This window comes from Bifidobacterium adolescentis ATCC 15703, from assembly GCF_000010425.1.
GTDB lineage: Bacteria > Actinomycetota > Actinomycetes > Actinomycetales > Bifidobacteriaceae > Bifidobacterium > Bifidobacterium adolescentis.
Genome location: NC_008618.1, coordinates 704,511 through 728,729, shown reverse-complemented (window position 1 = coordinate 728,729; position 24,219 = coordinate 704,511). Strand labels below are relative to the sequence as shown.

20 protein-coding genes are annotated in these 24,219 nt (G+C 59.5%); 4 read left to right on the top strand and 16 right to left on the bottom strand.

What is annotated here, in order from left to right; all coding sequences use genetic code 11:
- From BAD_RS03095 to hisS, 8 genes are all read right to left on the bottom strand, one after another.
- Positions 1 to 1,128, bottom strand: coding sequence for an amino acid ABC transporter permease (locus BAD_RS03095; RefSeq protein ID WP_003808726.1), 1,128 nt, complete (start codon positions 1,126 to 1,128; stop codon positions 1 to 3).
- Positions 1,129 to 1,134: 6 nt separating this feature from the next.
- Positions 1,135 to 1,812 (bottom strand): amino acid ABC transporter permease, encoded by a 678-nt coding sequence (locus BAD_RS03090; protein WP_011743020.1) that lies wholly within the window; start codon positions 1,810 to 1,812, stop codon positions 1,135 to 1,137.
- A complete protein-coding gene (locus BAD_RS03085; RefSeq protein WP_011743019.1) occupies positions 1,812 to 2,624 on the bottom strand; it encodes a glutamate ABC transporter substrate-binding protein in 813 nt (270 codons plus the stop codon). Before BAD_RS03085 ends, BAD_RS03090 begins: the two co-directional genes overlap by 1 nt.
- 66 nt (positions 2,625 to 2,690) lie before the next feature.
- Positions 2,691 to 3,449 (bottom strand): amino acid ABC transporter ATP-binding protein, encoded by a 759-nt coding sequence (locus tag BAD_RS03080; protein ID WP_172458549.1) that lies wholly within the window; start codon positions 3,447 to 3,449, stop codon positions 2,691 to 2,693.
- Between the two features lie 173 nt (positions 3,450 to 3,622).
- Positions 3,623 to 4,363 (bottom strand): amino acid ABC transporter ATP-binding protein, encoded by a 741-nt coding sequence (locus tag BAD_RS03075; RefSeq protein ID WP_003808719.1) that lies wholly within the window; start codon positions 4,361 to 4,363, stop codon positions 3,623 to 3,625.
- Entirely contained in the window at positions 4,360 to 5,910 is a 1,551-nt protein-coding gene (locus BAD_RS03070) for an ABC transporter substrate-binding protein/permease (RefSeq protein ID WP_041777273.1), read from the bottom strand. Before BAD_RS03070 ends, BAD_RS03075 begins: the two co-directional genes overlap by 4 nt.
- Before the next feature lie 148 nt (positions 5,911 to 6,058).
- Positions 6,059 to 7,858, bottom strand: a complete 1,800-nt coding sequence (aspS, locus tag BAD_RS03065; protein ID WP_003808714.1) for an aspartate--tRNA ligase — start codon at positions 7,856 to 7,858, stop codon at positions 6,059 to 6,061.
- A gap of 47 nt (positions 7,859 to 7,905) precedes the next feature.
- Entirely contained in the window at positions 7,906 to 9,297 is a 1,392-nt protein-coding gene (gene hisS, locus BAD_RS03060; protein ID WP_011743016.1) for a histidine--tRNA ligase, read from the bottom strand.
- Positions 9,298 to 9,411: 114 nt separating this feature from the next.
- On the opposite strand from hisS, the gene BAD_RS03055 reads away from it, so the two are divergent.
- On the top strand, positions 9,412 to 10,839 hold the full coding sequence (locus tag BAD_RS03055; RefSeq protein WP_011743015.1) for a DUF349 domain-containing protein: 1,428 nt from the start codon (positions 9,412 to 9,414) through the stop codon (positions 10,837 to 10,839).
- A gap of 194 nt (positions 10,840 to 11,033) precedes the next feature.
- On the opposite strand, the gene BAD_RS03050 is transcribed toward BAD_RS03055, so the two are convergent.
- The gene (locus tag BAD_RS03050; RefSeq protein WP_011743014.1) at positions 11,034 to 13,628 is read right to left on the bottom strand and encodes an ATP-dependent Clp protease ATP-binding subunit; all 2,595 of its coding nucleotides are present in this window, start codon (positions 13,626 to 13,628) and stop codon (positions 11,034 to 11,036) included.
- Between the two features lie 139 nt (positions 13,629 to 13,767).
- Between BAD_RS03050 and BAD_RS03045 the strand changes: the two genes are divergently transcribed.
- Positions 13,768 to 14,775, top strand: a complete 1,008-nt coding sequence (locus BAD_RS03045; protein WP_021913929.1) for a universal stress protein — start codon at positions 13,768 to 13,770, stop codon at positions 14,773 to 14,775.
- A 77-nt stretch (positions 14,776 to 14,852) separates the two neighbouring features.
- Here BAD_RS03045 and BAD_RS03040 read toward each other — a convergent pair whose 3' ends face one another.
- From BAD_RS03040 to BAD_RS03020, 5 genes are all read right to left on the bottom strand, one after another.
- On the bottom strand, positions 14,853 to 16,250 hold the full coding sequence (locus BAD_RS03040) for a DUF3027 domain-containing protein (protein WP_011743006.1): 1,398 nt from the start codon (positions 16,248 to 16,250) through the stop codon (positions 14,853 to 14,855).
- Between the two features lie 6 nt (positions 16,251 to 16,256).
- On the bottom strand, positions 16,257 to 16,649 hold the full coding sequence (locus BAD_RS03035; RefSeq protein WP_003808704.1) for a cold-shock protein: 393 nt from the start codon (positions 16,647 to 16,649) through the stop codon (positions 16,257 to 16,259).
- Positions 16,650 to 16,800: 151 nt separating this feature from the next.
- Positions 16,801 to 18,582, bottom strand: coding sequence for a HAMP domain-containing sensor histidine kinase (locus BAD_RS03030; RefSeq protein WP_011743005.1), 1,782 nt, complete (start codon positions 18,580 to 18,582; stop codon positions 16,801 to 16,803).
- Between the two features lie 74 nt (positions 18,583 to 18,656).
- Positions 18,657 to 19,388 carry a response regulator transcription factor gene (locus BAD_RS03025; RefSeq protein ID WP_003808701.1) on the bottom strand — a complete coding sequence of 244 codons (732 nt, stop codon included), beginning with the start codon at positions 19,386 to 19,388 and terminating at the stop codon, positions 18,657 to 18,659.
- A gap of 3 nt (positions 19,389 to 19,391) precedes the next feature.
- Positions 19,392 to 20,285: a TPM domain-containing protein gene (locus BAD_RS03020; protein WP_041777272.1), complete on the bottom strand. Its 894-nt coding sequence runs from the start codon at positions 20,283 to 20,285 to the stop codon at positions 19,392 to 19,394.
- Between the two features lie 79 nt (positions 20,286 to 20,364).
- Between BAD_RS03020 and BAD_RS03015 the strand changes: the two genes are divergently transcribed.
- Entirely contained in the window at positions 20,365 to 20,655 is a 291-nt protein-coding gene (locus tag BAD_RS03015) for a WXG100 family type VII secretion target (protein ID WP_003808696.1), read from the top strand.
- 104 nt (positions 20,656 to 20,759) lie between these two features.
- On the opposite strand, the gene groL is transcribed toward BAD_RS03015, so the two are convergent.
- Both groL and BAD_RS03005 read right to left on the bottom strand, forming a co-directional pair.
- Positions 20,760 to 22,376, bottom strand: a complete 1,617-nt coding sequence (groL, locus tag BAD_RS03010) for a chaperonin GroEL (protein WP_011743003.1) — start codon at positions 22,374 to 22,376, stop codon at positions 20,760 to 20,762.
- 274 nt (positions 22,377 to 22,650) lie between these two features.
- Positions 22,651 to 23,349, bottom strand: a complete 699-nt coding sequence (locus BAD_RS03005; RefSeq protein ID WP_021913933.1) for a LytR C-terminal domain-containing protein — start codon at positions 23,347 to 23,349, stop codon at positions 22,651 to 22,653.
- Positions 23,350 to 23,501: 152 nt separating this feature from the next.
- On the opposite strand from BAD_RS03005, the gene BAD_RS08995 reads away from it, so the two are divergent.
- Complete coding sequence (locus BAD_RS08995; RefSeq protein WP_011743002.1) at positions 23,502 to 24,206, top strand: uracil-DNA glycosylase; 705 nt, start codon at positions 23,502 to 23,504, stop codon at positions 24,204 to 24,206.
- Positions 24,207 to 24,219: the final 13 nt, after the last annotated feature.

The window sequence follows — 24,219 nt, the reverse complement described above, 5'->3', positions numbered from 1 at the left end:
CTATTCGTCGGCTTCGGACTTGTTCTTGTCCTTGCCATCGCCCTTCGTCTTGAACGGATTGTCCTTGATCGGATGTCCATTCTTGTCGAATTTGACCTGGCTTTCCGGATGCGTCTCATCGAAGCCTTGGGCGTACCTGGTCTGACGCCACTGGTGGATGGACGCGTTGGTGCCGCGATGGTGCACATGGTAGACACGCTGCGCGCCACCCAGCGGCACGCCTTCCTTGGCCACGGCGATCTGGTTCACGTTCGACGGATCCATGATGGCGATCGGCGCGACCGGTTCCGGTTCGGCCGGTGCAGCCGTATGCTGCTGCATGCGCGACGGCAGCCATTCGGCCAGTCTGCTTAGCAGCCAGCAGACGATGAAATAGACGACCGCGGCCACCACCAGCGTCTGTAGGATGTTGAAATACATGGAGCCGAGTCGACGTGATTCCTGCAGCAGGTCAGTGTACATGATGATCGAGCCGAGCGCGGTGTCCTTCAACACGACGACCAGCTGGGTCACGGCCGCCGGCAGCATGGCGTAGATGGCCTGCGGCACTTCGATCTGCAACAGCGACTGCGTGCGGGTCAATCCCAAGGCGAGCGAGGCCTCACGCTGGCCGTTCGGCAGGTTGCCCACGCCGGAACGCACCAGCTCGGCCACCACGGATCCGTTGTAGATCACAAGCGCGAGCACCACCGCCCAATACGCGGGGCTGGGCAGACCTGCGAAGGCGAACCAGCGCCAGAAGAAGATCATGAGCAGCAGAACGGGGACGGCTCGTGCGAATTCCACGATCGCGCCGGAAATGGTACGGATCAGCAGGCTCGGCAGCAGTCGGCCCACACCAAAGACCAGGCCGAACACCACGGCTCCGACCACGGCCAGTACGGACGCGCGGATCGTGGCCCACAGTCCCGGCAGATAGAAGTCGGTCCATGCTTCGGCGTCAAGCGCCGGTTTCCACAGTTCCCAGCTCAGCTGGTTCTCGCCGTCCGGCGGATTGTGCAGACGCATGAGGATCAGCACGACCACCACCGCGAAGATGATGCCTGCGATCCAATTGACGATACGGATGGTTTTGCGGCCCTTCGGACCAGGCTGGTCGAACAGCACCGCGCTTTCATTGCTTGCCATGTCGCGTCACCTCCTCACCGCGAGCTTGTTGGACAGATACGTGGTCAGCATGCCGATCGGAATGATCAGAACCACATAGCCGAAGGCGAAGATCAGGAAGATCGGTACGATTTGGTCGGCGTGGTATTCGATCATTTCGCTCATCATCGTCGAGGTTTCGGTGGCCACGGATGCCGCCGCCGCGACGGTGGAGTTTTTCAGCAATGCGATCAGCGTGTTGCCCAACGGTGCCACGGAACCGCGGAACGCCTGCGGCAGGATGATCTGAGTGGCGGCCTGCATGAAGTTCAGGCCCAACGCGCGGGCGGCCTCGGCTTGACCAAGCGGCACGGTGTTGATGCCGGAGCGCAGCGATTCACATACGAAAGCCGCGGTGTACAGGCTCAGGCCCGTCACGGCCAGCCAGAAGAAGTTGGTGGCGAACGTGTCGGAGAAGCTGAACTTCAGCTGCGCGTACGCACCCAGCACCATGAACACCATGATGATGGTCAGCGGCAGGTTCTTGAACAGTTCGACGTAGGCACCGGAAACGGTACGGAGCGAGGCGATCGGAGAAATGCGCATCATCACGAGGATGACGCCCAGAATCGTGGAGAACAACGCCGACCACAGGGTCAGCTCGATGTTCACCAGAAACGCGCCGGGAATGTTGTATTGGCTGAACAACGCGAGGAATCCGTCCATCACTTATTCCCCTTTCCATTCGGCACCGGCGGATTGTACTTGGCGTTCGGCGTGTAGGCCACTCCCCTGGTGTTGTCGGAAATGGCCCTTTGCCAAGAACCGTCCTGAATCATATCGGTGATGGCGTTGTTGATTTTGTTCTTCAGCTCGGTGTTGCCCTTCTTGACACCGATGCCGTAATACTCCTGGGTGAACGGCTTGCCCACCACGCGCAGGCGTCCACGTGAGGCGGATGCGAGGCCGGCGAGAATGATGTCGTCGGTGGTGGCGGCGTCCACAATGCCGGAAAGCAACGCGGTGGCGCATTCCGCCATGCCGGGCTGTTCCATCAGCTGGGTCTGCTTGGCGAACTTCTCCTTGACGTTGACGGCGGATGTGGTGCCGGTCATGGAGCACAGCCGCTTGCCGTTCAGATCCTTAGGTCCGTCAATGCCGGTTTCGTCCTTGCGTACCAGCAGATCCTGTCCGGCCACGAAATACGGGCCGGCGAAATCGACGACCTTCTTGCGTTCGTCGGTGATGGAATAGGATGCGACGATGTAATCGACATCGCCGTTCTGCAGCATAGCCTCACGCTGCTTGGACGGCGATTCCTTCCATACGATCTCGTCTTCGGAATAGCCGAGTTTCTTGGCCACGTACTTGGCCACGTCCACGTCGAAGCCGACGTAGGTGCCGTTCTTCTTGAAGCCCAGGCCAGGCTGGTCGAATTTGATGCCGATGCGGATCTTGCCGGTTTCGTCCGCGCCGCATGCGGATACCGCGAACACGCACGCGCACGCGCAGAATGCCGCGACGGCTCTGCGCAACATGCGTTTCGCCGTGATCGAAAGTGGTTTCATATCAGGTTCCTTCTTCTGTCGTTATGTTCCGTCACTTCAGTGGGTGAGGATCTTCGACAGGAAGTCCTTGGCGCGATCGGTCTTCGGATGTTCGAAGAAGTCGTCCGGCGTGCTCTGTTCGAGAATCTGTCCGTCGGCCATGAACACGACCTTGTCGGCCACCTTGCGCGCGAAACCCATCTCGTGGGTCACGCACAGCATGGTCATGCCTTCGTGGGCGAGTTCGACCATGACGTCAAGCACTTCGTTGACCATTTCCGGGTCGAGCGCGGACGTTGGCTCGTCGAACAGCATGACCTTCGGCTGCATGGCGAGGGCGCGGGCGATGGCGACACGCTGCTGCTGGCCGCCGGAAAGCTGAGACGGCATTTTGGAAGCCTGCGAGGCCACGCCGACGCGGCCCAGCAGATCCATGGCAAGATCTTCGGCGGCCTTCTTGTCCATATGACGAACCTTGATCGGAGCCAGCGTCACATTCTCCAGAATGGTTTTGTTGGCGAACAGGTTGAACGATTGGAACACCATGCCCACTTCCGCACGCAGTTTGGCGAGTTCCTTGCCTTCCTGCGGCAGCGGTTTGCCGTCGATGCGGATATCGCCGGAATCGATGGTTTCCAGACGGTTGATGGTGCGGCACATCGTGGATTTGCCGGAGCCGGACGGTCCGACGATGACGAGCACCTCGCCTTTGCGCACGGTGAGGTTGATGTCCTTGAGCACATGCAGATCGCCATAATGCTTCTCGACATGGGTCAGTTCGACGAGCGGCCTGTTATCCGCTCCCGCGTCCGGCATGATGGGACGCTTCGCTTCGGTTTCTTTCATTTCAGACATAAAGGGTAGTATAAGAAAGCAATGCGAAATTCATGTTTCCTATACTGCCCGTTCACATCATTTCGTCCGGAATATGAGACATTTCATACCGTTTGACGAACATATTCATCAAACGGATCGCCGCCGGAGCAATGTCACAGCACCTTGGAGAGGAAGGTCTTCAATCGTTCGCTCTTCGGATGGTTGAAGATCTCGTCAGGGGTTCCCTCTTCCTCGATCACGCCGGCATCGGTGAAGATGACCCTCGTGGCCACTTCGCGTGCGAAGCCCATCTCATGGGTCACCAGCACCATGGTCATGCCTTTGGCGGCAAGGTCGCGAATCACTTCGAGCACATCGCCCACCATTTCCGGGTCGAGCGCGGATGTCGCCTCGTCGAACAGCATCACCTTCGGATTCATCGCCAGCGAGCGCGCGATCGCCACACGCTGCTTCTGCCCGCCGGACAGCGATTTCGGCATGGCGTCGGCTTTTTCGGCCAATCCTACGGTTTTCAGCAGTTCCATGGCGTGCGCGCGGGCCTGCTCATCCGTTTCATGATGCACCAGTTTCGGTGCGAGGGTGATGTTGTCGATCACGCTCATGTTGTTGAACAGGTTGAAATGCTGGAACACCATGCCCACCTGCTCGCGCACCTGGTCGATGTTCACATGGCTGTCCGTCAAATCGTGTCCGTTGACCACGATCTTGCCGCCGGTGGCCTGTTCGAGTCCGTTCAGGCAACGCAATATGGTGGATTTGCCGGCGCCGGACGGTCCGATGATGCAGATCACCTCGCCTTTGCGCACGGTCATGTCGACGCCTTTGATGACCTCGGTCTGCCCGTAGCTTTTGTGCAGATCCTTGACGTCGATGATCACGTCGTTCTCGTTCATCGGTTCACCTTCCTGTCCACGATGTTGGCCAGCCACGTCAGGATGGTGATGGCCACGAAGTACATGACGCCGACGATCAGCAGCGTTTCGGTTACGCGGAAGTTCGCCGCGTACAGCTGCTGCGCCTGGTACAGCAGCTCACCGAAGCCGATGGCGAGCAGCAGAGAGGAGTCCTTGATCATGATGACCAGCTGGTTGATGATCGAAGGCATGGCGATTTTGCTGGCCTGCGGCAGAATCACTCGGCGCATGGCCTGCCTGTGGTTGAGTCCCAGCGAACGCGCGCCCTCCATCTGTCCGGAATCGACCGATTGGACTGCGCCACGCACGATTTCCGCCAGGTACGCGCCGGAGTTGAGCGACAAGGTCAATGCGCCGGCGACCCAGATGTTCACGCTATGTCCGATGAGCTGGGGCACGCCGAAGTAGAAGAAGAACGCCCACACCAGGATCGGGGTGCCGCGGAACACCGCGATGTACACATTGGCCAATCCTGCGGCGATTTTGCTTTCCGAAACCTTCATCAGGCCGAACGCGACGCCGAGCACCAATGCGATCGCGAAGGAAAGCAGCGTGATCAGCAGCGTGTTCCTCAAGCCCGTCAGCAATGCCGGCATCGACTGTTTGACCAGTCCGAGGAAACCGACCTTCTGTTGTTCAGCGCTGTTGTCGCCATTGTCGGTGATCATGCCGGAAATCGATTTGGCCTGCTCTTTCGCGCCTTGCTTGCCAAGATATTGTGCGACGATTCGCTCGTATTCTCCCGAAGCGATCATCTTGTTCAATCCATCGTTGATGGCGGCCAGCAAATCTGCGTTCATGCCTTTGTTCACGGCCATGCCGTATTCGCCGTGCGGCACCTTCGGAGTCACGATTTTCAGACCGTTGTTCTGCGATACGCCATATGCCAGTACCGGATAATCGTCGAACACCGCGACGGCATTGCCGGATTTGACCATCTCGTACATGGTTGAGGATTGGTCGACGGAAGTCACCTTGTAACCGTACTTGTCGGCATGCTGTTTGGCGTACGATTCGCCCTCCGAGCCGGTTTTCGCCACAACCGTCCGGCCTTTGAGGTCCTTATAGCCGGTGACGTCGTCGTTGTTGGCCGCGACGGCCATCTGGATGCCGGATTGGAAATACGGATTCGAGAAATCATAGGAGGCTTTACGCTCGTCAGTGATGGACATGCCGGCTATGACGACGTCCACCTGGTTGGAGCTTAGGGCCTGCAACGCGGCGTTGAATCCCAGCGACTGTATCTCGACCTTAAAGCCCTCTTCCTTGGCGATGCCTCGGATTAGCTCCATGTCGATGCCGGTCATCTTGCCGTTCTCACGGTATTCGAACGGTGCGAACGTGGTGTCGGTGCCGATTTTATATGTCTTGCCCTTGACCGAGGCCGGATTGCCAGTTTCGGAGGCGAGCGCATGCGGAACGGTCGTCATGAATGCCGCAAAGACCACGGCGAGCACGGCGAACAGCGCGCATATGCGCATGCCGACCGTGTTCAGTCGCTTCTTGTCCTGTGTTTTCGATTTCATACCGCGCTTCAACCCTTTCTGGTTGCCGGATAATCAAACACGCTCCACTGTAATGACAGCGACGGAAAATAGACAACGCGAATAATAAAAAATGTCCGAGCATCATTGATGTTCGGACATTTTTCATTCATCTATGGGCGAAACCGTATCAGTCCTCGTCCTCATCCGGATCGTAATCGACACCGGTCTCGGCGCGCTGCTCAGCGGAGATCGGAGCCGGAGCGCCGGTCAGCGGATCGCGGCCGCCGCCAGCCTTCGGGAAGGCGATGACGTCGCGGATGGAGTCGGCGCCAGCCAGAATTGCGGCGGTACGATCCCAGCCGAGAGCGATGCCGGCGTGAGGCGGAGCGCCGTACTTGAATGCCTCAAGCAGGAAGCCGAACTTGTCTGCGGCCTCTTCCGGCGTGATGCCAAGCACGTCAAGCACACGGTCCTGAATGTCGTCGCGGTGGATACGCACGGAGCCGCCGCCCATTTCGTTGCCGTTGCATACGATGTCGTAGGAATCGGACATGGCGTGTTCCGGATCCTTGTCGAACTTGTCGATCCAATCCTTGGACGGCATGGTGAACGGGTGATGCATGGAGGTCCACTTGGAGTGGCCGACTGCCACATCGTCGTCGTCCGGGTCATCGGTCGGCTTGAACAGCGGGAAGTCCACAACCCAAGTGAAGGCGAAATCGTCGGGCTTGAGCAGGCCCGCGCGGCGGGCAAGCTCGACACGCACGGCGCCCAGCAGTTCCTGGGAGGAGGTGCGGCGACCGGCTGCGAAGAACACGGCGTCGCCGTCTTCGGCGCCGACGGCTTCCTTCAGACCGTTGCGTTCCTCTTCGGACAGGTTCTTGGCGACGGGGCCCTTGAGTTCGCCGTTCTCGGCGAACACCACATAGGCGAGGCCCTTGGCGCCACGCTGCTTGGCCCAATCCTGCCATGCGTCGAACTGACGGCGAGGCGTGGCCGCGCCACCCTTGAAGAGCACCGCGCCGACGTATGGGGCCTGGAACACGCGGAACGGCGTGTTCTTGAAGTAATCGGTCAGTTCGATCAGCGGATTGCCGAAACGCAGATCCGGCTTGTCGGAACCGTACTTGTCCATGGCGTCCTGCCAGGTGATGCGCTGGATCGGCAGCTTGATGTCGTAGCCGGCGGACTTCCAGATGGCGGCGATGACCTTTTCGGCCATGGCCATCACGTCCTCCTGGTCCACGAAGGCCATCTCCATGTCGAGCTGGGTGAATTCCGGCTGGCGGTCGGCGCGGAAGTCCTCGTCACGATAGCAGCGGGCCAGCTGGTAGTAACGCTCGACGCCGGAGACCATGAGCAGCTGCTTGAGCAGCTGCGGGGACTGCGGCAGAGCGTACCAGGAACCCGGCACCAGACGGGCCGGCACGACGAAGTCACGGGCGCCTTCCGGCGTGGACTTGATCATGGTCGGGGTTTCGATCTCCTCGAAGCCCATTTCCTCCAGCGCATGGCGGGCGGCCTTCGACATCTGGGCGCGTAGCTTCAGATTGCGCTGCATGGACGGACGACGCAGGTCGAGGTAACGGTACTTCAAACGCACGTCCTCGCCCGGCAGCTTGTTCTCGGACTCGTTCTCAAGAGCGGTGGAGACCTGGAACGGCAGAGCATCGGACTTGGCCAGCACTTCGATGCTTTCGGCCACGACTTCGATCTTGCCGGTGGCCAGATGCTCGTTCTCGTTGCCGTCCGGACGCAGACGAACCTCGCCGACGACCTGGATCACGAATTCGGAGCGCAGCGGACGGGCCATCTCCTCGTCATAGATGACGACCTGCACCAGACCGGTGTTGTCGCGAAGATCGATGAAGGCCACGCCACCGTGGTCGCGGCGACGATCGACCCAACCGGCGAGCGTCACCTTCTGACCGACGAGCTGTTCGGTCACTTCGGTTGCATGATGTGTTCTGTAAGCCGTCTGGCTCATGCTTCCCCTATTCCTTATCCTCTTGTATGTTGCGAAGTCTTGCGATTTCAGGCTTCAACGGTAACGGTTTGCTGGGCATACACAGTATCCGGCTCCCACGACTGTGCGTCAGCCGGCCGCTGGTCTCCTGTGATGATGTTCTTGACTTCGTCCTGGGCGCCCTCTTCGGAAGCGTCGGCCGGGAACCAGACGTACGGGATGCCGAGCTTGTCTGCATATTTGATCTGCTTGCCGAGCTTGGCCGCGGTCGGCGCCACGTCCGCCGCGATGCCACGGGAGCGCAGCTGGTTGGCGATCAGGTTGGACGCGGAGCGGTCGGCTTCATTCCATACCGCCACGAGCACGGATGCCGGAGACACACGGTTGGCGTGCGCGCCCGCGGTGTGCAGCATGTAGGAGACCAGGCGGGACAGGCCGATGGACAGGCCCACGCCCGGGTACTTCTTGTTGCCCTGCGATGCGAGGTTGTCGTAACGGCCGCCGGAGCAGATGGAGCCCAAAGCGGCGGCGCCGTCGAGGAACGTCTCATACACGGAACCGGTGTAGTAATCAAGACCACGGGCGATTTTCAGATCGGCGATCACGGAGCCCGGACGGATGCGCGCGGCCTCGTCGACGATCATCGCCAGCGTGTCGAGTCCCTGGCGTGCCAACACGTAGGCGTCGGAATCAGACGCGATGTCATGCTTGGCGCACAATGCGTCGAACTTGTCGGACAGTTCCTTGCCGTCGGCGGCGGTCAGCTCGGCCAGTTCGAGGCAGGCACGGGCCTGGGCTTCGTCGGCGCCGCAGCCTTCGACGAGCAGCTTGGCCACCTCATCGGCGCCGATCTTGTCGAGCTTGTCGATCTCACGCAGCACGCCTTCGATATCCGTAAGGCCCAAACCACGGTAGAAGCCTTCGGAAAGTTTGCGGTTGTTCGCATGCACGGTGGCCTTCGGCAGACCGAACTCGCGCAGACGTTCCAATGCGGACACCATGACCAACGGCAATTCGACCTCGTAATGGTCGGGCAGATCGCCATTGCCGATCACGTCGATGTCGGCCTGCACGAACTCGCGGAAACGTCCTTCCTGCGGGCGTTCGCCACGCCAGACCTTCTGAATCTGCCAACGTTTGAACGGGAACGCCAGATCGCCGGAATGTTCGACGACATAACGGCTCAGCGGAACGGTCAGATCGAAGTGCAGACCAAGACGATCCTCAATCGGAGTGTCGGACTCGTGTCCGACTTCCTGAAGACGGCTCAGCAGGTAAATCTCCTTGCTGGTCTCGCCTTTCTTGAGCAGGCTGGAACCCTGCTCAACAGCACGGGTTTCAATGCCTATGAAGCCATTGAGCTCGAATACATTACGGAGCGTGTCGATGACACGCTGCTCCACAACACGTTCAGAGGGGAGCCACTCTGGAAATCCTGAAATAGATGCACCTTTAGCCACGGTTCTCTATAATAAATGAGGTTACGGAAAATGCCGCGCGTTTTTCAAGGTGTGGAAGCGCACGTCACGGACCGTCACCTCTGCACTACATGAAGCTTACGTAAGGAGCTGGCCATGGCCGACGAGAATGTCACCGCGTCCGAGAACACCACTGAAACCAACGAGCAGGCAGCGACGCCCGCAACCCAGGCCAGCAAACCGGCCGTCCCGAGCCCAGCGGCCATGAAGCCGCATGCGCCGAGCCCCGCGGCCTTCGCCAAGAAGGCTCCGCAGCGTCCTGCAACCTCCACCGGATTCTCCGAAGCCGATATCAAGGCCACCGAAGCGTTCGGCCGTGTCGCCGATGACGGCACCGTGTTCGTGAAGGAAGGCGAGGGAGAACGCGAGGTCGGACAGTTTCCGGACGCTTCCAAGGAAGAGGCCCTGGCACTGTATGCCCGTCGCTATCTCGATCTGAAGGCAAAGCTCGACCTGTTCGCCAACAGGCTCAAGTCCAGCAATGTGAAGAACCGTGAGATCGACGAGTCCATCAAGACGCTTTCCGCCGAAATCGAGCAGCCGGCCGTCGTCGGAGATATTGAGGCGCTCAAGTCCCAGTTCGAAGCACTGAAGGAGGCCGGAGCGGCCAAGAAGGCCGAGCTGAGCGAGGCTCACAAGGCCGCCGTCGCCAAGGCGCTGGCCGAACGTACCGCGATTGTGGAGAAGGCCGAGGCTCTGGCCAATTCCCTGGGCGACAACACCAACTGGCGTTCCACCGCGGACAAGTTCCGTTCGCTGTTCCAGCAGTGGCAGGATCACCAGCACAATAGCGTCCGTCTCGACAAGGCCGACGCCGACGCCCTGTGGTCCCGTTTCTCCTCCGCCCGCACTACGTTCAACAGCGCCCGCCGCAAGTGGGCCCAGGGCCGCGATGAGGAGCGCAGCAACGCCAAGGCCGCGAAGGAGGCCATCATCGCCGAAGCCGAGGAGATCAAGGATTCCACCGCTTGGGTGGAAACCTCCCGCAAGTTCAACGAGCTGATGGATCGTTGGAAGAAGGCCGGTCGTGCGGGCCGTCGTGATGATGACGCGCTGTGGGCACGTTTCCGTGCTGCGGCGGACACGTTCTTCAACGCCCGTCAGACCGATCGCGAGCAGATTAGCTCGTCCGAAAAGGAAAATCTCGCCAAGAAGGAAGAACTGCTGACCAAGGCTGAGGCTTTGGTGCCGGTCAAGGATGAGAAGGCCGCCAAGCAGGCTCGCCAGGCATTGGCCGCCATTCAGGAGGAATGGGACCAGATCGGCTACGTTCCGCGCGATGACATGCACCGCATCGAAAGCCGTCTTGATGCTGTCGACAAGCAGATCAAGGCTGTTGAGGATGCCGCCTGGAAGCAGTCTGATCCGGAAGCCGACGCCCGTAAGTCCTCCTTCGAGGAGCAGCTCAACGCACAGCTCGCCGAACTTAACGCCCAGATCGCCGCTGAGTCCGATCCGAAGAAGAAGGCCAAGCTTGAGGCGGAGAAGGCCACCAAGGAACAGTGGCTGAACGCCATCAAGTAATGACGCTCCCATAGAGCGATACGGTTGTGGTTCCGCTTGGAAGCGGGCGGAACCACAACCGTCCAGCTGAACGAATAGCTGGACGAATAGGCATATGTAAAAAAGACCGGTGGGTTTCATGACATTCCATCATGAAACCCACCGGTCTTTTTGCATACGCGTTGCCGGGGTTCTTACCCCGGCAACGTTGGAAATCAGTTCTGTGACTGCGCGGAATCAGCCGGTTCCGTCGATGCCGTCGGTTCAGTGGCGGCATCGGTTTCAGTGGCCGTTTCGGTCGCCTCCGCCGGATTATCCTTCTGGTTCGGCTCTTCGAAGGCCTCGCCGGTGAACGTGAACTCACCCAGAATGCCTTCGCCTTCGGCGTCCACCCTCACGCGCTGGCCATCTTCGAGGTCGCCCATCAGGATCTTCTCCGAAATGGCGTCCTCGATGTCGCGCTGAATCACGCGACGCAGCGGACGGGCGCCCAGCAGCGGGTCGAAGCCCTTCTGTGCGAGCAGATCCTTGGCCGCGTCGGTCAGTTCGAGCGACATGTGACGGTCGAACAGACGGTCGTTGAGCTGCTTGACATCCAAGTCGACGATCTGACGCACCTGCGGTTCGGTGAGCTGCTTGAACACGATGATGTCATCCAGACGGTTCAGGAACTCCGGACGGAACTGCTGCTTGAGTTCGGCGGAGACCTGTTCCTTCATGCGCTGGTAGCTCGATTCGGTGTTCGTGCCCAGGTTGAAACCGGTGTTGGCGGCCTTGGCGATGTCACGAGTGCCGAGGTTGGTGGTCAGGATGATGATGGTGTTCTTGAAGTCCACCTTGCGTCCCTGGCCATCGGTCAGATGGCCATCGTCCAGCACCTGCAACAGCGTGTTGAAAATGTCCGGATGGGCTTTTTCGATTTCGTCGAACAACACCACGGAGAACGGCTTGCGACGCACCTTTTCGGTAAGTTCGCCGCCTTCTTCGTAGCCGACGTATCCCGGAGGCGCACCGAACAGGCGCGACGCGGCGTACTTTTCGGAGAATTCCGACATGTCCACGCGGATCAGCGCATCCTCATCGTCGAACAGGAATTCGGCGAGAGCCTTGGCCAGCTCGGTCTTACCAACGCCGGTCGGGCCAGCGAAGATGAACGAGCCAGCCGGACGCTTCGGATCCTTCAATCCGACGCGTGCGCGACGGATGGAACGGCTCAATGCGGACACAGCCTCATCCTGACCGATGATGCGCTTGTGCAGTTCACTCTCCATGCCCATGAGCTTCTTGGACTCGGCCTGGGTGAGCTTGAACACCGGAATGCCGGTGGTCTGGGAAATCACCTCAGCGATGACGTCCTCATCCACCACCATCTTCACATCGGACTCGCCCTCACGCCAAGCGGATTCCTTCTCCTTGCGCTCGGACTCGATCTTCTCCTGCTTGTCACGCAGCTCGGCGGCCTTCTCAAAGTCCTGGTCCTTGATGGCCTGGTCCTTCTCCTCGGCCAGCTTGGCAGCCTTGGCGTCCAATTCCTTGAGCTCCGGCGGAGCGGTGAGCCTGCGGATACGCAGTCGGGCGCCGGCCTCATCGATCAGATCGATGGCCTTGTCGGGCAGGTGGCGGTCCTGAATGTAGCGGCTGGAAAGTTCCGCCGCGGCCTGCAGCGCGCCATCGGTGATCGTCACATGATGGTGGTTCTCGTAACGCTCACGCAAGCCCTTCAGAATCTCAATGGTCTCGGCGATGGTCGGCTCGTGCACCTGGATCGGCTGGAAACGACGTTCCAGCGCGGCATCCTTCTCGATGTACTTGCGGTACTCGTCGGTGGTGGTCGCGCCGATGGTCTGCAGTTCGCCACGGGCCAGCATCGGCTTCAACATATCGGAAGCGCCCAAGGCGCCATCCGCGGAGCCTGCGCCCACGATGGTGTGAATCTCATCGATGAACAGCACGATGTCGCCGCGGGTTTTGATCTCCTTCAAAACCTTCTTCAGGCGTTCCTCGAAATCGCCACGGTAGCGGGAACCAGCAACCATGGAACCGAGGTCCAAGGAGTAGACCTGCTTGCCTTTCAGCGTTTCCGGCACATCACCGGCGTTGATCTTCTGCGCGAGTCCTTCGACCACCGCGGTCTTGCCTACGCCAGGCTCGCCGATCAGCACCGGGTTGTTCTTGGTGCGGCGGCTCAACACCACCATCACACGCTCGATCTCGTTGGATCGTCCGATTACCGGATCGAGCTTCCCAGCGGCAGCCTCAGCCGTAAGGTTGCGGCCGAACTGGTCGAGAATCGCGGAACCGGTCTGATTGCGACGGTCCTGCACGCCACCGGCATTGGCGAGTTCGCCCTTGCTATCGTTCTTGCCGTCGCTGGAATTGCCTCGGATCAGATCGATGGTGGCGCTACGCAGTTCGCCAAGGTTGACATCCATCTTGATCAGCACCTGTGTGCCGACGCCTTCGCCCTCATGAATCAGACCGAGCAGGATATGCTCGGTGCCGATATAGCTGTGCCCCAGCTGCAACGCCTCACGTAGCGACAGCTCCAACACCTGCCTGGCATGCGGGGTGAAGGGAATGTGGCCGTTCGGCGACGCATTTCCCTTGCCGATCATCTCTTCGACCTGCTTGCGGGTGTCGTCCAAGGTCACGCCCTTCGAGGCCAATGCCTTGGCGGCAACGCCTTCACCCTCACGAATCAGGCCCAGCAGCAGATGCTCGGTGCCGATGTAGTTGTGCTGGAGGGTCCGAGCTTCTTCCTGCGCCAACACAATCACGCGTCGCGCACGGTCGGTAAACCGTTCGAACATGCTTGTCCTTCCACTCTTGTTAGTCCTTCAACACTCTACCGATTCGCGGTGACGTTTATTCCGCCGGCGCGTAAATTGCGCTATGGACGCAAAGAAACGGATATGCTTGACTTATGGCAACGACCAAGGAGGTCACCAAATGAGCGACACCATCCTGCAATCAAATGATGTGATGGATTCCCGCCGAGGCGACATCGTCGTCGGCGTCGACGGGTCCGATGAATCCTTCGCAGCCCTGCGTTGGGCTCTTGGCGAAGCATCGCTGACCGGACAGCAGGTGAATGCGGTCTACGCATGGACCCATTCATGGGATATGGGATCCCAGCCGGAAGATGAGGAGCAATGGGCGCAGATGCGTCATGATATCGCCCGTCGGCTGCGCGAATGGGTGGCCCAGGCCTCGCAAGGCATGACGATTGACGAGAACCGCGTCAAACTCACCTCCGTCAAAGCCACCGGAACGGCAGCGCTTCTGGAAATCGGCAAGGACGCCCAACAGATCGTCGTCGGACGTCGTTCGCTTGGACGCGTGGCACGATGGTTTCTGGGATCGCTTTCCGCTTCTCTTGCAGAGGAGGCGAAGGTGCCCGTCACCGTGGTGCGTATCCTCGATGATGAAGAGGCATCCGTGCAGGACGCCATCGCCAATGCGCTTACGCCGACCGAGGAAACGGTCTCCTACACGATGCCGGGTTCTCCCCTGCCTCGGAACCAGCGTCCGGTGGTTGTAGGCGTTGATGGTTCGGAGACCTCCAAACACGCTTTGCGTTTCGCCATCGATTTCGCGGCCCTGCATCACGCTCCCCTGCAGGTCATGTTCTGCTGGCAGCTGAAAGATTTGGGCGTGGTCAAAGGGTATGAGAACGCCGTCGCCCCCATCTCCGTCGGCCAGGCGCAGGCGGAACGCATGCTTGATGAATTGCTCGATTCGGTTCAGGTTTCATCAGCGAACATTCCCGACGATTTCCAAATCGAATCGCACGCTTTCCATATTCCCGCCTCGAAGGGGCTTATCGCGGCTTCCCGCTACGCACGTCATCTAGTGGTCGGTTCGCGCGGCTTGTCCGGTCTGGACGCGCATTTCCTTGGATCGGTTTCCAAGCAAATCATCAACTTCGCAGACTGCACCGTCACCGTCGTGCACTGACCGCATAAAAAAGAAAACAAGATATGAGAGGGCCACGTACACATTCAGGTACGTGGCCCTCTCATATACGATGACGATTATTCGTCGGATTCGGCTTGGGCCGACGAATCAGCTTCCGTCATTTCGCTTTCCGTTGTTTCAGCCGCCGCCGATTCGGCTTCTGTTGACTCAGCTTCCGCCGATTCGTCTTCCATCGATTTGTTTTCCGTTTGCCCGGTGGTTTCAGCAGTCGGCTCAACTACCGTCTCATCCATCTGTTCAACCGGCTCGAACGACTCGGCGGAATTGACGGAATCGGCGGAATCAACCTGTTCAGCCTGTTCGACTGGCTCGTCCGATTCAGTCGGCTCAGCCGTATCAGTCGATTCGGTATCGTCCGACGTTTCCGGCTTATTCTCGTCGACCACGGTGACGGTGGTCTCTACTTCAGGCGCATCGTCGGAAGCCACATGCTCAAGCACATCCTCTTGGCTGGCGTCGTCGTCGATGGTGTTGGCTTCGATGTCCGCGTCCGAACCTTCCTCATCCTCATTCGGATTATGGTCGTCATCGGACGAAAGCTGTTCGATCAGCTCCACGGAGCCCCGCTCGTCACGCGGCGCCTGGGCGATGATATCGATATGCATGTCGTCGAACGCCGGCTTCGACTGCACCCACAGATGCGACGGCTCCGGTGGATCGATTTCGGAATGCTCTCCGCAGCCATGATCGATGGACACGACCCTGCCGTCATCCGGGCTCCACTTGTTGGCGCACACGCCGAACAGCAGGTTCAACTCACCCTTCAGCGGAATGAAGAATCCGCACGTGGAGCAAGGATTGCCGTCGGCCGTCTTGGTGGATAGCGATTTTGGCCCATGTGGGCCTTCGTACCAACGTTTCGCGGTCTGCGACCGGCCAAGCGGAGTCAACACGTGCCTGCGGGACAGGTCGAATTCCTCGACCGCCTCTTCGACATCCTCTTCGGACGTCACAGGCTGTTCGGAATCCTCCGAAACGTCCGTCTTCTCAGACTCATCCGAAGCGTTTCCATCCATCGCCGGTTCCTGTACGGTTTCATCCGCGACTGACGGTTTGTCGTCCGTATCGTCCGATGTCTCGGCATCCTGCGTCTTGCGGAAGCCCTCTTCCATGCGGGGGTCATCGGGATCGGTGCCGATTGAATCGGTCACCGCCAAATCGCCCGGCTCGAGACGGTCCTTCCAAGGAATCCATTTTGGCGGACGCAGGGCCTTGTCGGTCGGGACCAGGGATGATTCGTTGACCGTCCAATGGTCCAGTTCGACATCATGGTATAACGTGACCGACCATTGCCAGCCTTCGTAGCCGCGTACTCGGGATTCGAAGCGGAAATCGGTGACGTTGTCTCCCAGGTCGATGGCTTCCACGAAGTCGCCGACCTGACCGTCCTCGTCGGACACTGTGACAGCGACCGCTTGGGCGATTGCCTTGGGATCCATTGTGGTATCGGACATGAAACTCTATTCCTGTACGTCGAAATTGTCGGCGACCGCGCGCAGAAGCGTGGCGAGCTTCTTGCTTTCAGCCGGTGAAGGATAGCGATGTCGACGAAGCTGATTGCCCGCGGAGTCAAGCAGCTTGATCAGATCCTCCACGATGGCGGCCATATCGTCCGGCTTCGGACGGGTGGCTTTAACCAGCGACGGGGCCGAGGCAACCAGCGTCACTCCCATCGCCTGCGGCCCACGACGACCATCAATGACGGAATACTCGACCTTGGCGCCCTTACGCAGCGTCTTCACGCCCTCGGGAAGGGCGGCAGCGGGCAGGAACACATCATCCGTGCTCTCACCCGTCTGAATGAAACCATAGCCTTTGTTCGCATCAAACCAACGAACACGTCCGCTCGGCATTGTCACCTCACATTTTGCTGATCAGATACCTTCACGCGAATAGGTAAAACCATTCGCCCATTTTCAAACCAAAGATACAGTTTAGCGCAAGAGGTGGGCCGCACCCATCCTTCCGCGCCGATAGCGTCTGCTTTCCCGACGGAAAAGAGCGTTATTTCTTTGATTTGCGATTCTTTTTTTCGTTTTTTCGATTCTCGCTCGCCGTAATCGGCTGCGGCTTGGGTTCGACCGGGGCGATCGGCAGCACCACCGTCAGGATCAGTCCCGTTCCTTCGCTGCCGGATGCGCAGATGAATCCATGATGCGCCTTGACCACGGATTGCGCGATTGCCATGCCGAGTCCCGTACCGCCCTTCTGACGCGCACGCGACGGGTCGGCGGTGTAGAAACGTTCGAAGATCTTCGACCGTGCCTCCGGCGGCACGCCGGGACCGTGGTCGCTGAATCGCACAATCGCGTAGTTCATACCCACTTGCATGGACTGCCCCACTTCGATGGCTTCGACCAGATGGCGAAGCGACTGCTCATTGGACGGCATACGGGATAGGGATTCGGGACTGATCGACGCGGGGAGCACACCCATAGAGATCTCCACAGGCGAGTCCGCCGGCGTATACCGGTGGATATTGCCCACGATGTTGGTGACCACTTGACGCAGTCTCGAAGCATCACCCTTCAACTCAATCTGGGGCATCTGGCCATTTTGGAAGGCGAATTGGGCGGGATGGTCCATATCGGTACCTGGTTGGAGCACGACCTGTCCGCAGGAAATGCCGCGGTCGGGGTCGAGCGCATGCAGGTCATCGGCTGCGTCGCGCACCACGGAGGTCAGCTTCACCTGCTGCGTGATGTCGATGCCACGTCCTTCGTCCAAACGAGCCAAAGACAGCAGGTCCTCCACCAGAACCGTCATACGCGCGCTGGATGCCTCGATATGTTCGATGGATTCGTCAGCCCTCTCCAAAGCCCCAGGCATGTCGCGCTGCATTTTGTACAGCTCGGCGTACCCGTGAATGGCGGCGAGCGGCGTACGCAATTCGTGACTGGCGTCCGAGACGAACCGCTTCATTTTTTCGGTGGTCTCTTCCTGCGCGTGGAAGCTCTCCTCGATGCGTGTCAGCATGGTGTTCAGCGACATGGACAGAGAGCCGACCTCCGTGCTTTCCGGCAGGTCTGGCACACGTTGGCTGAGATCTCCCGCGGCGATTTTCGCGGCGGTTTTTTCAATCCGCTTCAAGGGCGCGAGCGTGCTTTGCACCAGAATGGTGCCGAGTATCGCGCCGATCAGCACCACCGCGATGCCCACCATCGCGCAGAATCGCGTCAATGTGTTGGCCGTGTCGATCTGATCGCTCAGCGACAGGCCGATGAACACGACGCCACTGTCCTTGACTTGCCCGGTCCGTGTCTTCTCGTTCCAAGGCAACGCGACAACACGCCATGGCGACTGCGCAGCCTGCATGATGGAATGATCCGGGGTGCGGCTTGTGGTGATGTGCACCACCGCACGTGTCGTGAATGGCTGTCCAAGAGTGACGCCGTCGATGCTGCCGTCGGCCGGCAGGCTTGGTTCCGAAACCACTCCGTCACGGAGCATGGGCACCGATCCGGCACCCGTGCTTTTGTATTCGCTGTCGCGCACCTCCACGTAATACGTGTTCATGAGGCTGCGCCCGTCATCGCCGGTGTCGCTGCTGAGCGAGTCCATGCTGTTGAAAATCAGCTGGGCTTGGTTGATCAGCTGCGTATCGGTCTTCTGCAGCAGATAATTGCCCACCAACGTACGTATGGAAAAGGAGATGCCGATGGTGCCGATGGTCAGCAGCACGATGATGCAGGTGACCAGTTTCGTGCTCAGCGGAATCGCTTGAATCCTGCGGGTGAAACGGCTCCATACCTTGTTCTGCTTCGGCAGCGACCGGGGAGGCTGCATGGGGGCCGGAATGGCCGAAGGATTGGAGGCGTGGCCCGTGGACGGCGAATTGGGATTCTTGCTCATGGCTGAATCTAGTTCTTGGGAGCGCGAATCATATAGCCAATGCCGCGCTTGGTTTCGATCAGCGGCGTTACCTTGTGCTTGTCGCCGTTCTCATCCTCGATGACGATGCCATCGACCTTCTTGCGAAGATAGGAGATGTACGATTCGACGATGGCCGCGTCCCCGCCCCAATCGTATTGCCACACGTGATCGAGAATCTGCGCCTTGGACAGCACGCGGCCTTCATTGTCCATGAGGTAGCGAAGAAGCTTGTATTCGGTGGGGCTCAGGTCGATTGGCTGTCCGGCTCGGGACACGTCGTGCGAGTCCTCGTTGATTTCGAGATCGCCCACACGGATGATCGGATCGTCCTCCACCTGCTGCTGGGTGCGACGCAGGATGGCGCGGATTCGGGCCACGACCTCTTCGAGGCTGAACGGCTTGGTCACATAGTCGTCGCCTCCCACGGTAAGCCCCATGACCTTGTCTTGGGTGTCATCGCGAGCGGTCAGGTACAGCACCGGCGTGGTGATGCCTTCCTGCCTGATGCGTCGGGTCACCGTGAACCCATCGATGTCCGGAAGCATCACATCAAGCACGATCAGATCCGGCTGCAGCCTTTCGATGACCTCGATGGCTTCGGATCCCGAAGCGGCCGTGTTCACTTCGAAACCGGCGAAATGCAGGGATGCCACCAGCAGCTCTCGGATGGACGGCTCGTCATCGACAACGACAATGGATGCTTCAATAGGCTTGCTCATGGCTTAAGCATCGCTCCCTTCACTGGATGTTTCCTGAACGGATTCTGAATCTTGCGTTGAAGCGGTATCCGGATTGACATAATCCTCGTTTTCCGATTCGGCGCCCCACTCTTTGACCGGTTGGATACGTTCGGCGACCGCACCATGACGGCCGCTATGGCGGCCCTTACGCCGATGCCCGATCACGTCCTTCTTGCGCAGGATATGGAACACCACCAGAATCACCACCAGAAGCAGCAGCGCGCCGGCGAATCCTCCCACGCCAATCCATATGGTCCGCGACGAAGTCGAGGTCTTTTTCTGCACCGAAATCTGATTCATCATGTCGGTCGCGGACTTCGCCCAGTCCGGATCGCTTTCCATCAACGGTTTTTGCGCGGCATCGGACAGCGCGTCGACGGTCGACTTCTTCTTCAGCCATTCCTCCGAGTTCGAAGACACGGCCACCACCAGATTGCCGTCATTCGAGGCAACCGCCAACATCACGGTATTCGGTTTCGGGTTCAACGATTCCAGCAGCGCGCTCACCCATTTATCTGGCTTGCCTTTGGCGTTGAAACTGTCCAGATACACCAAACGGACGGTGACGCCGGTCTCCTTTTTCGTCTGGTTGATGGCGTCCGTGATCTCCGAGACATTCGAACCGAGCAGATTCTGCGTGTCGGTGATGTCGTCCGTGGCTGTAATGCCCAATCCGGCACTGTCATCCGCATGGACCGGCGGAGTTATCCACAGCATCAAACACAAACCCAGCACGCTCGCCAGCAACATGCAAATCGCGATATTCCAACCTTTTGCCGTTCTGCCGCCGTTTCGCGACACGCCGACGGAACCCAAATGCATATGTTCTCCGACCACAGCTCCGTTTTTTTCGTTGCACACGCTCACTGATGACATAGCATCCACTGTACCGTCCGGTTGCGCCAACCGCGATCGCATGGAGAAACACACCAATCATCATTGAAAGGACCGGCACATGCCACAGTATCAAGTCGACAGCGAGCAGATTCAGTCCTCGAGCGCCGCCGTCAACGCCTCCATCCAATCCATCCGACAGGCCGTGCAGGGCATGTACGGCAATCTCAACAATCTGCAGAGCGTTTGGCGCGGCGGGGCTGCGACGCAGTTCACAGCGGTCGCCGAACAGTGGCGTGCCGCGCAGCAGCAGATGGAGCAGTCGCTTGAATCAATCCAGCGCGCATTGATGCAGGCCTCCACGTTGTATTCGGAGACCGAAATGCAGGCGTCGCGTTTGTTCGCGCAGTAGAAAGCGCGCGTAAGGCGCCTTCCAGATAAGCAAAGGCCCGCTCCCCATCGGGAAGCGGGCCTCATATCAGCTATTTGAGCCTATGGAAGCTTCCGGTCTTTCAATCAGTAGCCCATGTCGGCGCCAGCTGCCGGAGCGGCTGCCGGCGGTTCCGGCTTGTTGGCCACCACGGCTTCGGTGGTCAGGAACAGTCCAGCGATGGAAGCTGCGTTCTGCAGAGCGGAACGAGTCACCTTGACCGGGTCGGTGACGCCTGCGGCCAGCAGGTCCTCGTACTCGTTGGTGGCCGCGTTCAGGCCCTGGCCGTCAGGCAGGGAGCGGACCTTGTCGATCACCACGTCGCCGGACAGGCCAGCGTTTTCGGCGATCTGCTTGATCGGGGCTTCGACGGCACGGAACACGATCGCGGCACCGGTGGCCTCGTCGCCTTCGAGCTTGACGTCGTCCTTGGCCTTGGCGGCAGCCTGGATCAGGGCGACACCGCCGCCCGGCAGCAGACCTTCCTCGATAGCGGCCTTGGCGTTGCGCACGGCATCCTCGATGCGGTGCTTGCGTTCCTTGGCCTCAACCTCGGTGGCAGCGCCGACCTTGATGACGGCGACACCGCCGGCCAGCTTGGCCAGGCGCTCCTGCAGCTTCTCGCGATCGTAATCGGAATCGGTGTTGGCGATCTCGCCACGGATCTGAGCGACGCGAGCGGCCACGTCCTCCTTGGAGCCGCCACCGGACACGATGGTGGTCTCATCCTTGGAGACGATGACCTTCTTGGCGGTGCCAAGCACGGACATGTCGACGGAGTCGAGCTTCAGGCCCAGCTCATCGGACACCACCTGGGCACCGGTCAGGATGGCCATATCCTGCAGCATGGCCTTACGGCGGTCGCCGAAGCCCGGAGCCTTGACGGCGCAGGACTTGAAGGTGCCGCGGATGTTGTTCAGAATCAGGGTCGGCAGAGCCTCGCCGTCAACGTCCTCAGCGATGATCAGCAGCGGCTTGCCGGTCTTCATAACCAACTCGGCGATGTGGACGACATCCTGCTGGGAGCTCAGCTTGCCGGAGGTCAGGAGGATGTACGGATCCTCGAGAACGGCGGTCTGGTCCTCGGCGTTGGTCACGAAGTACGGAGCGATGTAGCCCTTGTCGAAGCGCATGCCCTCGGTGAAGTCAAGGTCAAGACCGAAGCGGTTGTTGTCCTCGACGGTCACGACGCCATCCTGGCCGACCTTGTCCAGAGCTTCGGCGATCTTCTCGCCGACTTCCGGATCAGCGGCGGAGATCGTTGCGGTGGCAGCGATCTGATCCTTGGTCTCAACGTCCTTGGCCGCTGCGACGAGTTCCTTGACGATGGCGTCGGCGGCCTTCTCGATGCCACGACGCAGCGCGATCGGGTTGGAACCGGCGGTGACGTTCTTCAGACCCTCGTGCACCAGGGACTGGGCCAGCACGGTTGCGGTGGTGGTGCCGTCGCCTGCGACGTCATCGGTCTTCTTGGCGACTTCCTTGACCAGTTCGGCGCCGATACGCTCATACGGATCGTCCAGATCGATTTCCTTTGCGATGGAAACGCCATCGTTGGTGATGGTCGGAGCGCCGTAGGTCTTGTCAAGCACCACATTGCGGCCCTTCGGACCAAGGGTGACCTTGACGGTGTCAGCGAGCTTGTCGAGACCCGCGAGCATTCCCTGACGAGCTTCGTCGTCATATGCAATCATCTTTGCCATTGTTCCTCCACATATGGCTACACGGTATTATTTCCACCTTCGGAGCGACAATCAGAACCAGCCGTCAGCCGCCAGTTATCACTCTCACTCGTCGAGTGCTAATTCGCAGATTAGCACTCTCACGTCGAGAGTGCCAAACCCGATGACGTTCTTTGCGCTGTGAGCAAGATGCCAGTCGCATCGAATCAACTTGAAAAACGCCGGATTTCCAAGAAAATAAAAGAACCTCGCCTATGTTCGGGCGAGGTTCCAAACCGGTTCGGACGGCGTTTTTTCAGTTCAACAGCACCACAACGATCGGCGTGACCAATCCGCTGCTCTGCTGGACATTGGAGATTCCCAGCGTCTGCGCGACATTCTCCGCCGTCGCCTTGTCGGCCTCATTCTGATACCAGACAACCGTCTGGCTGGGAACGTTGCCGGTCGGATTGCTGGGCGTCACGCTGGTGTATCCGGCCTGGGTCAGGGCATCGGCCTTGCTCTTGGCGTAACCGGTGATGCTGGTGGCGTTCACCACGCGGATCTCGGTGGCCAGATTCACGCTCTGCTCAGAAGCCGCATCCTGGCCATTGTTCTGATCGTTATTCTGTTCCGCGTTCTGGTTGGCGTCCGAAGCGTCCTTCGACTGGCCATCCGAAGTACTGGTCTTCTTGCCGTCCTCGGACTTCTTGTTCTCCGTCTTGGCGTCTTTGGACGTGTCGTCCGTCTTCTTATCCGCCTTATCCGCCGTGGAGACGGACGATGAAGAGTCCTCCTTGGCCGACCAAGGCATTCTCAGGTTGCTGATCTCACCAGAATAGACTCCCCAGAACAGCAGGCCGGCGAGCAGAGCCACAATCACGACAATCACATACGGCAGAGCCCTGGACGCCATGGAACGTGCGCCACGGTGCACGCCCATCGGTCCCGCCGGAGGATTGTCGAACATATCCTTGGCGTAGGATTCGTAGGTCTCCTTGTCCTGCTTAGCCATTTTCTGCAACCTCATTTCTCACACTTACCGCCCCAGTGTACCGGCCCGTGCAGTCAGCCCACAATCAGCATCGTCGATTTTGCGCGTATTCGACACGTTTCCGCATGGAATCGGCATGGACATCCACAGGGCACGTCGTACAGTGGGAAAGTATGACTCATATCAAACCATTGAAGGATCTTGTGGAGCCCGGATGGGCCCAGGCCCTCGCCGATGTCGAACCCCAGATACATCTCATGGGAGACTTTCTGAGGTCGGAAATCGCGGCGGGACGTAAGTACCTTCCGGCCAGCAGGAACATTCTGCGCGCGTTTACCATTCCATTCGACGACATCAAAGTGCTTATCGTCGGCCAGGATCCCTACCCCACGCCGGGCCATCCGGTGGGACTGAGCTTCTGCGTGGCACCGGACGTCAAGCCCATTCCGCGCAGTCTGGCGAACATCTACACCGAGCTGACCGACGATCTGGGCGTGCCCATGCCGGCCAACGGCGACCTGACACCCTGGACCAAACAGGGCGTCATGCTGCTCAACAGATGTCTGACCGTCGAACCGGGAAAGCCGGGAAGCCATCAGGGGCGAGGCTGGGAAGTGGTCACCGACGCGGCCATCAGCGCATTGAACAATCGCCGTCGGCCTGACGGCAGCGTCAAGCCTCTGGTCGCGATTCTGTGGGGACGAAAGGCGCAGACGTTGGAGCCCCTGCTCACCAACGCTTTCATCATCAAATCCCCCCATCCAAGTCCGATGTCCGCCCGCTACGGATTTTTCGGCTCGAAACCGTTCTCCCGCGCCAATCAGGCGCTAATCGAAGCAGGAGAACAGCCGGTGGATTGGACCCTCCCGTCAGCTTGACCCGTTAGAGTAG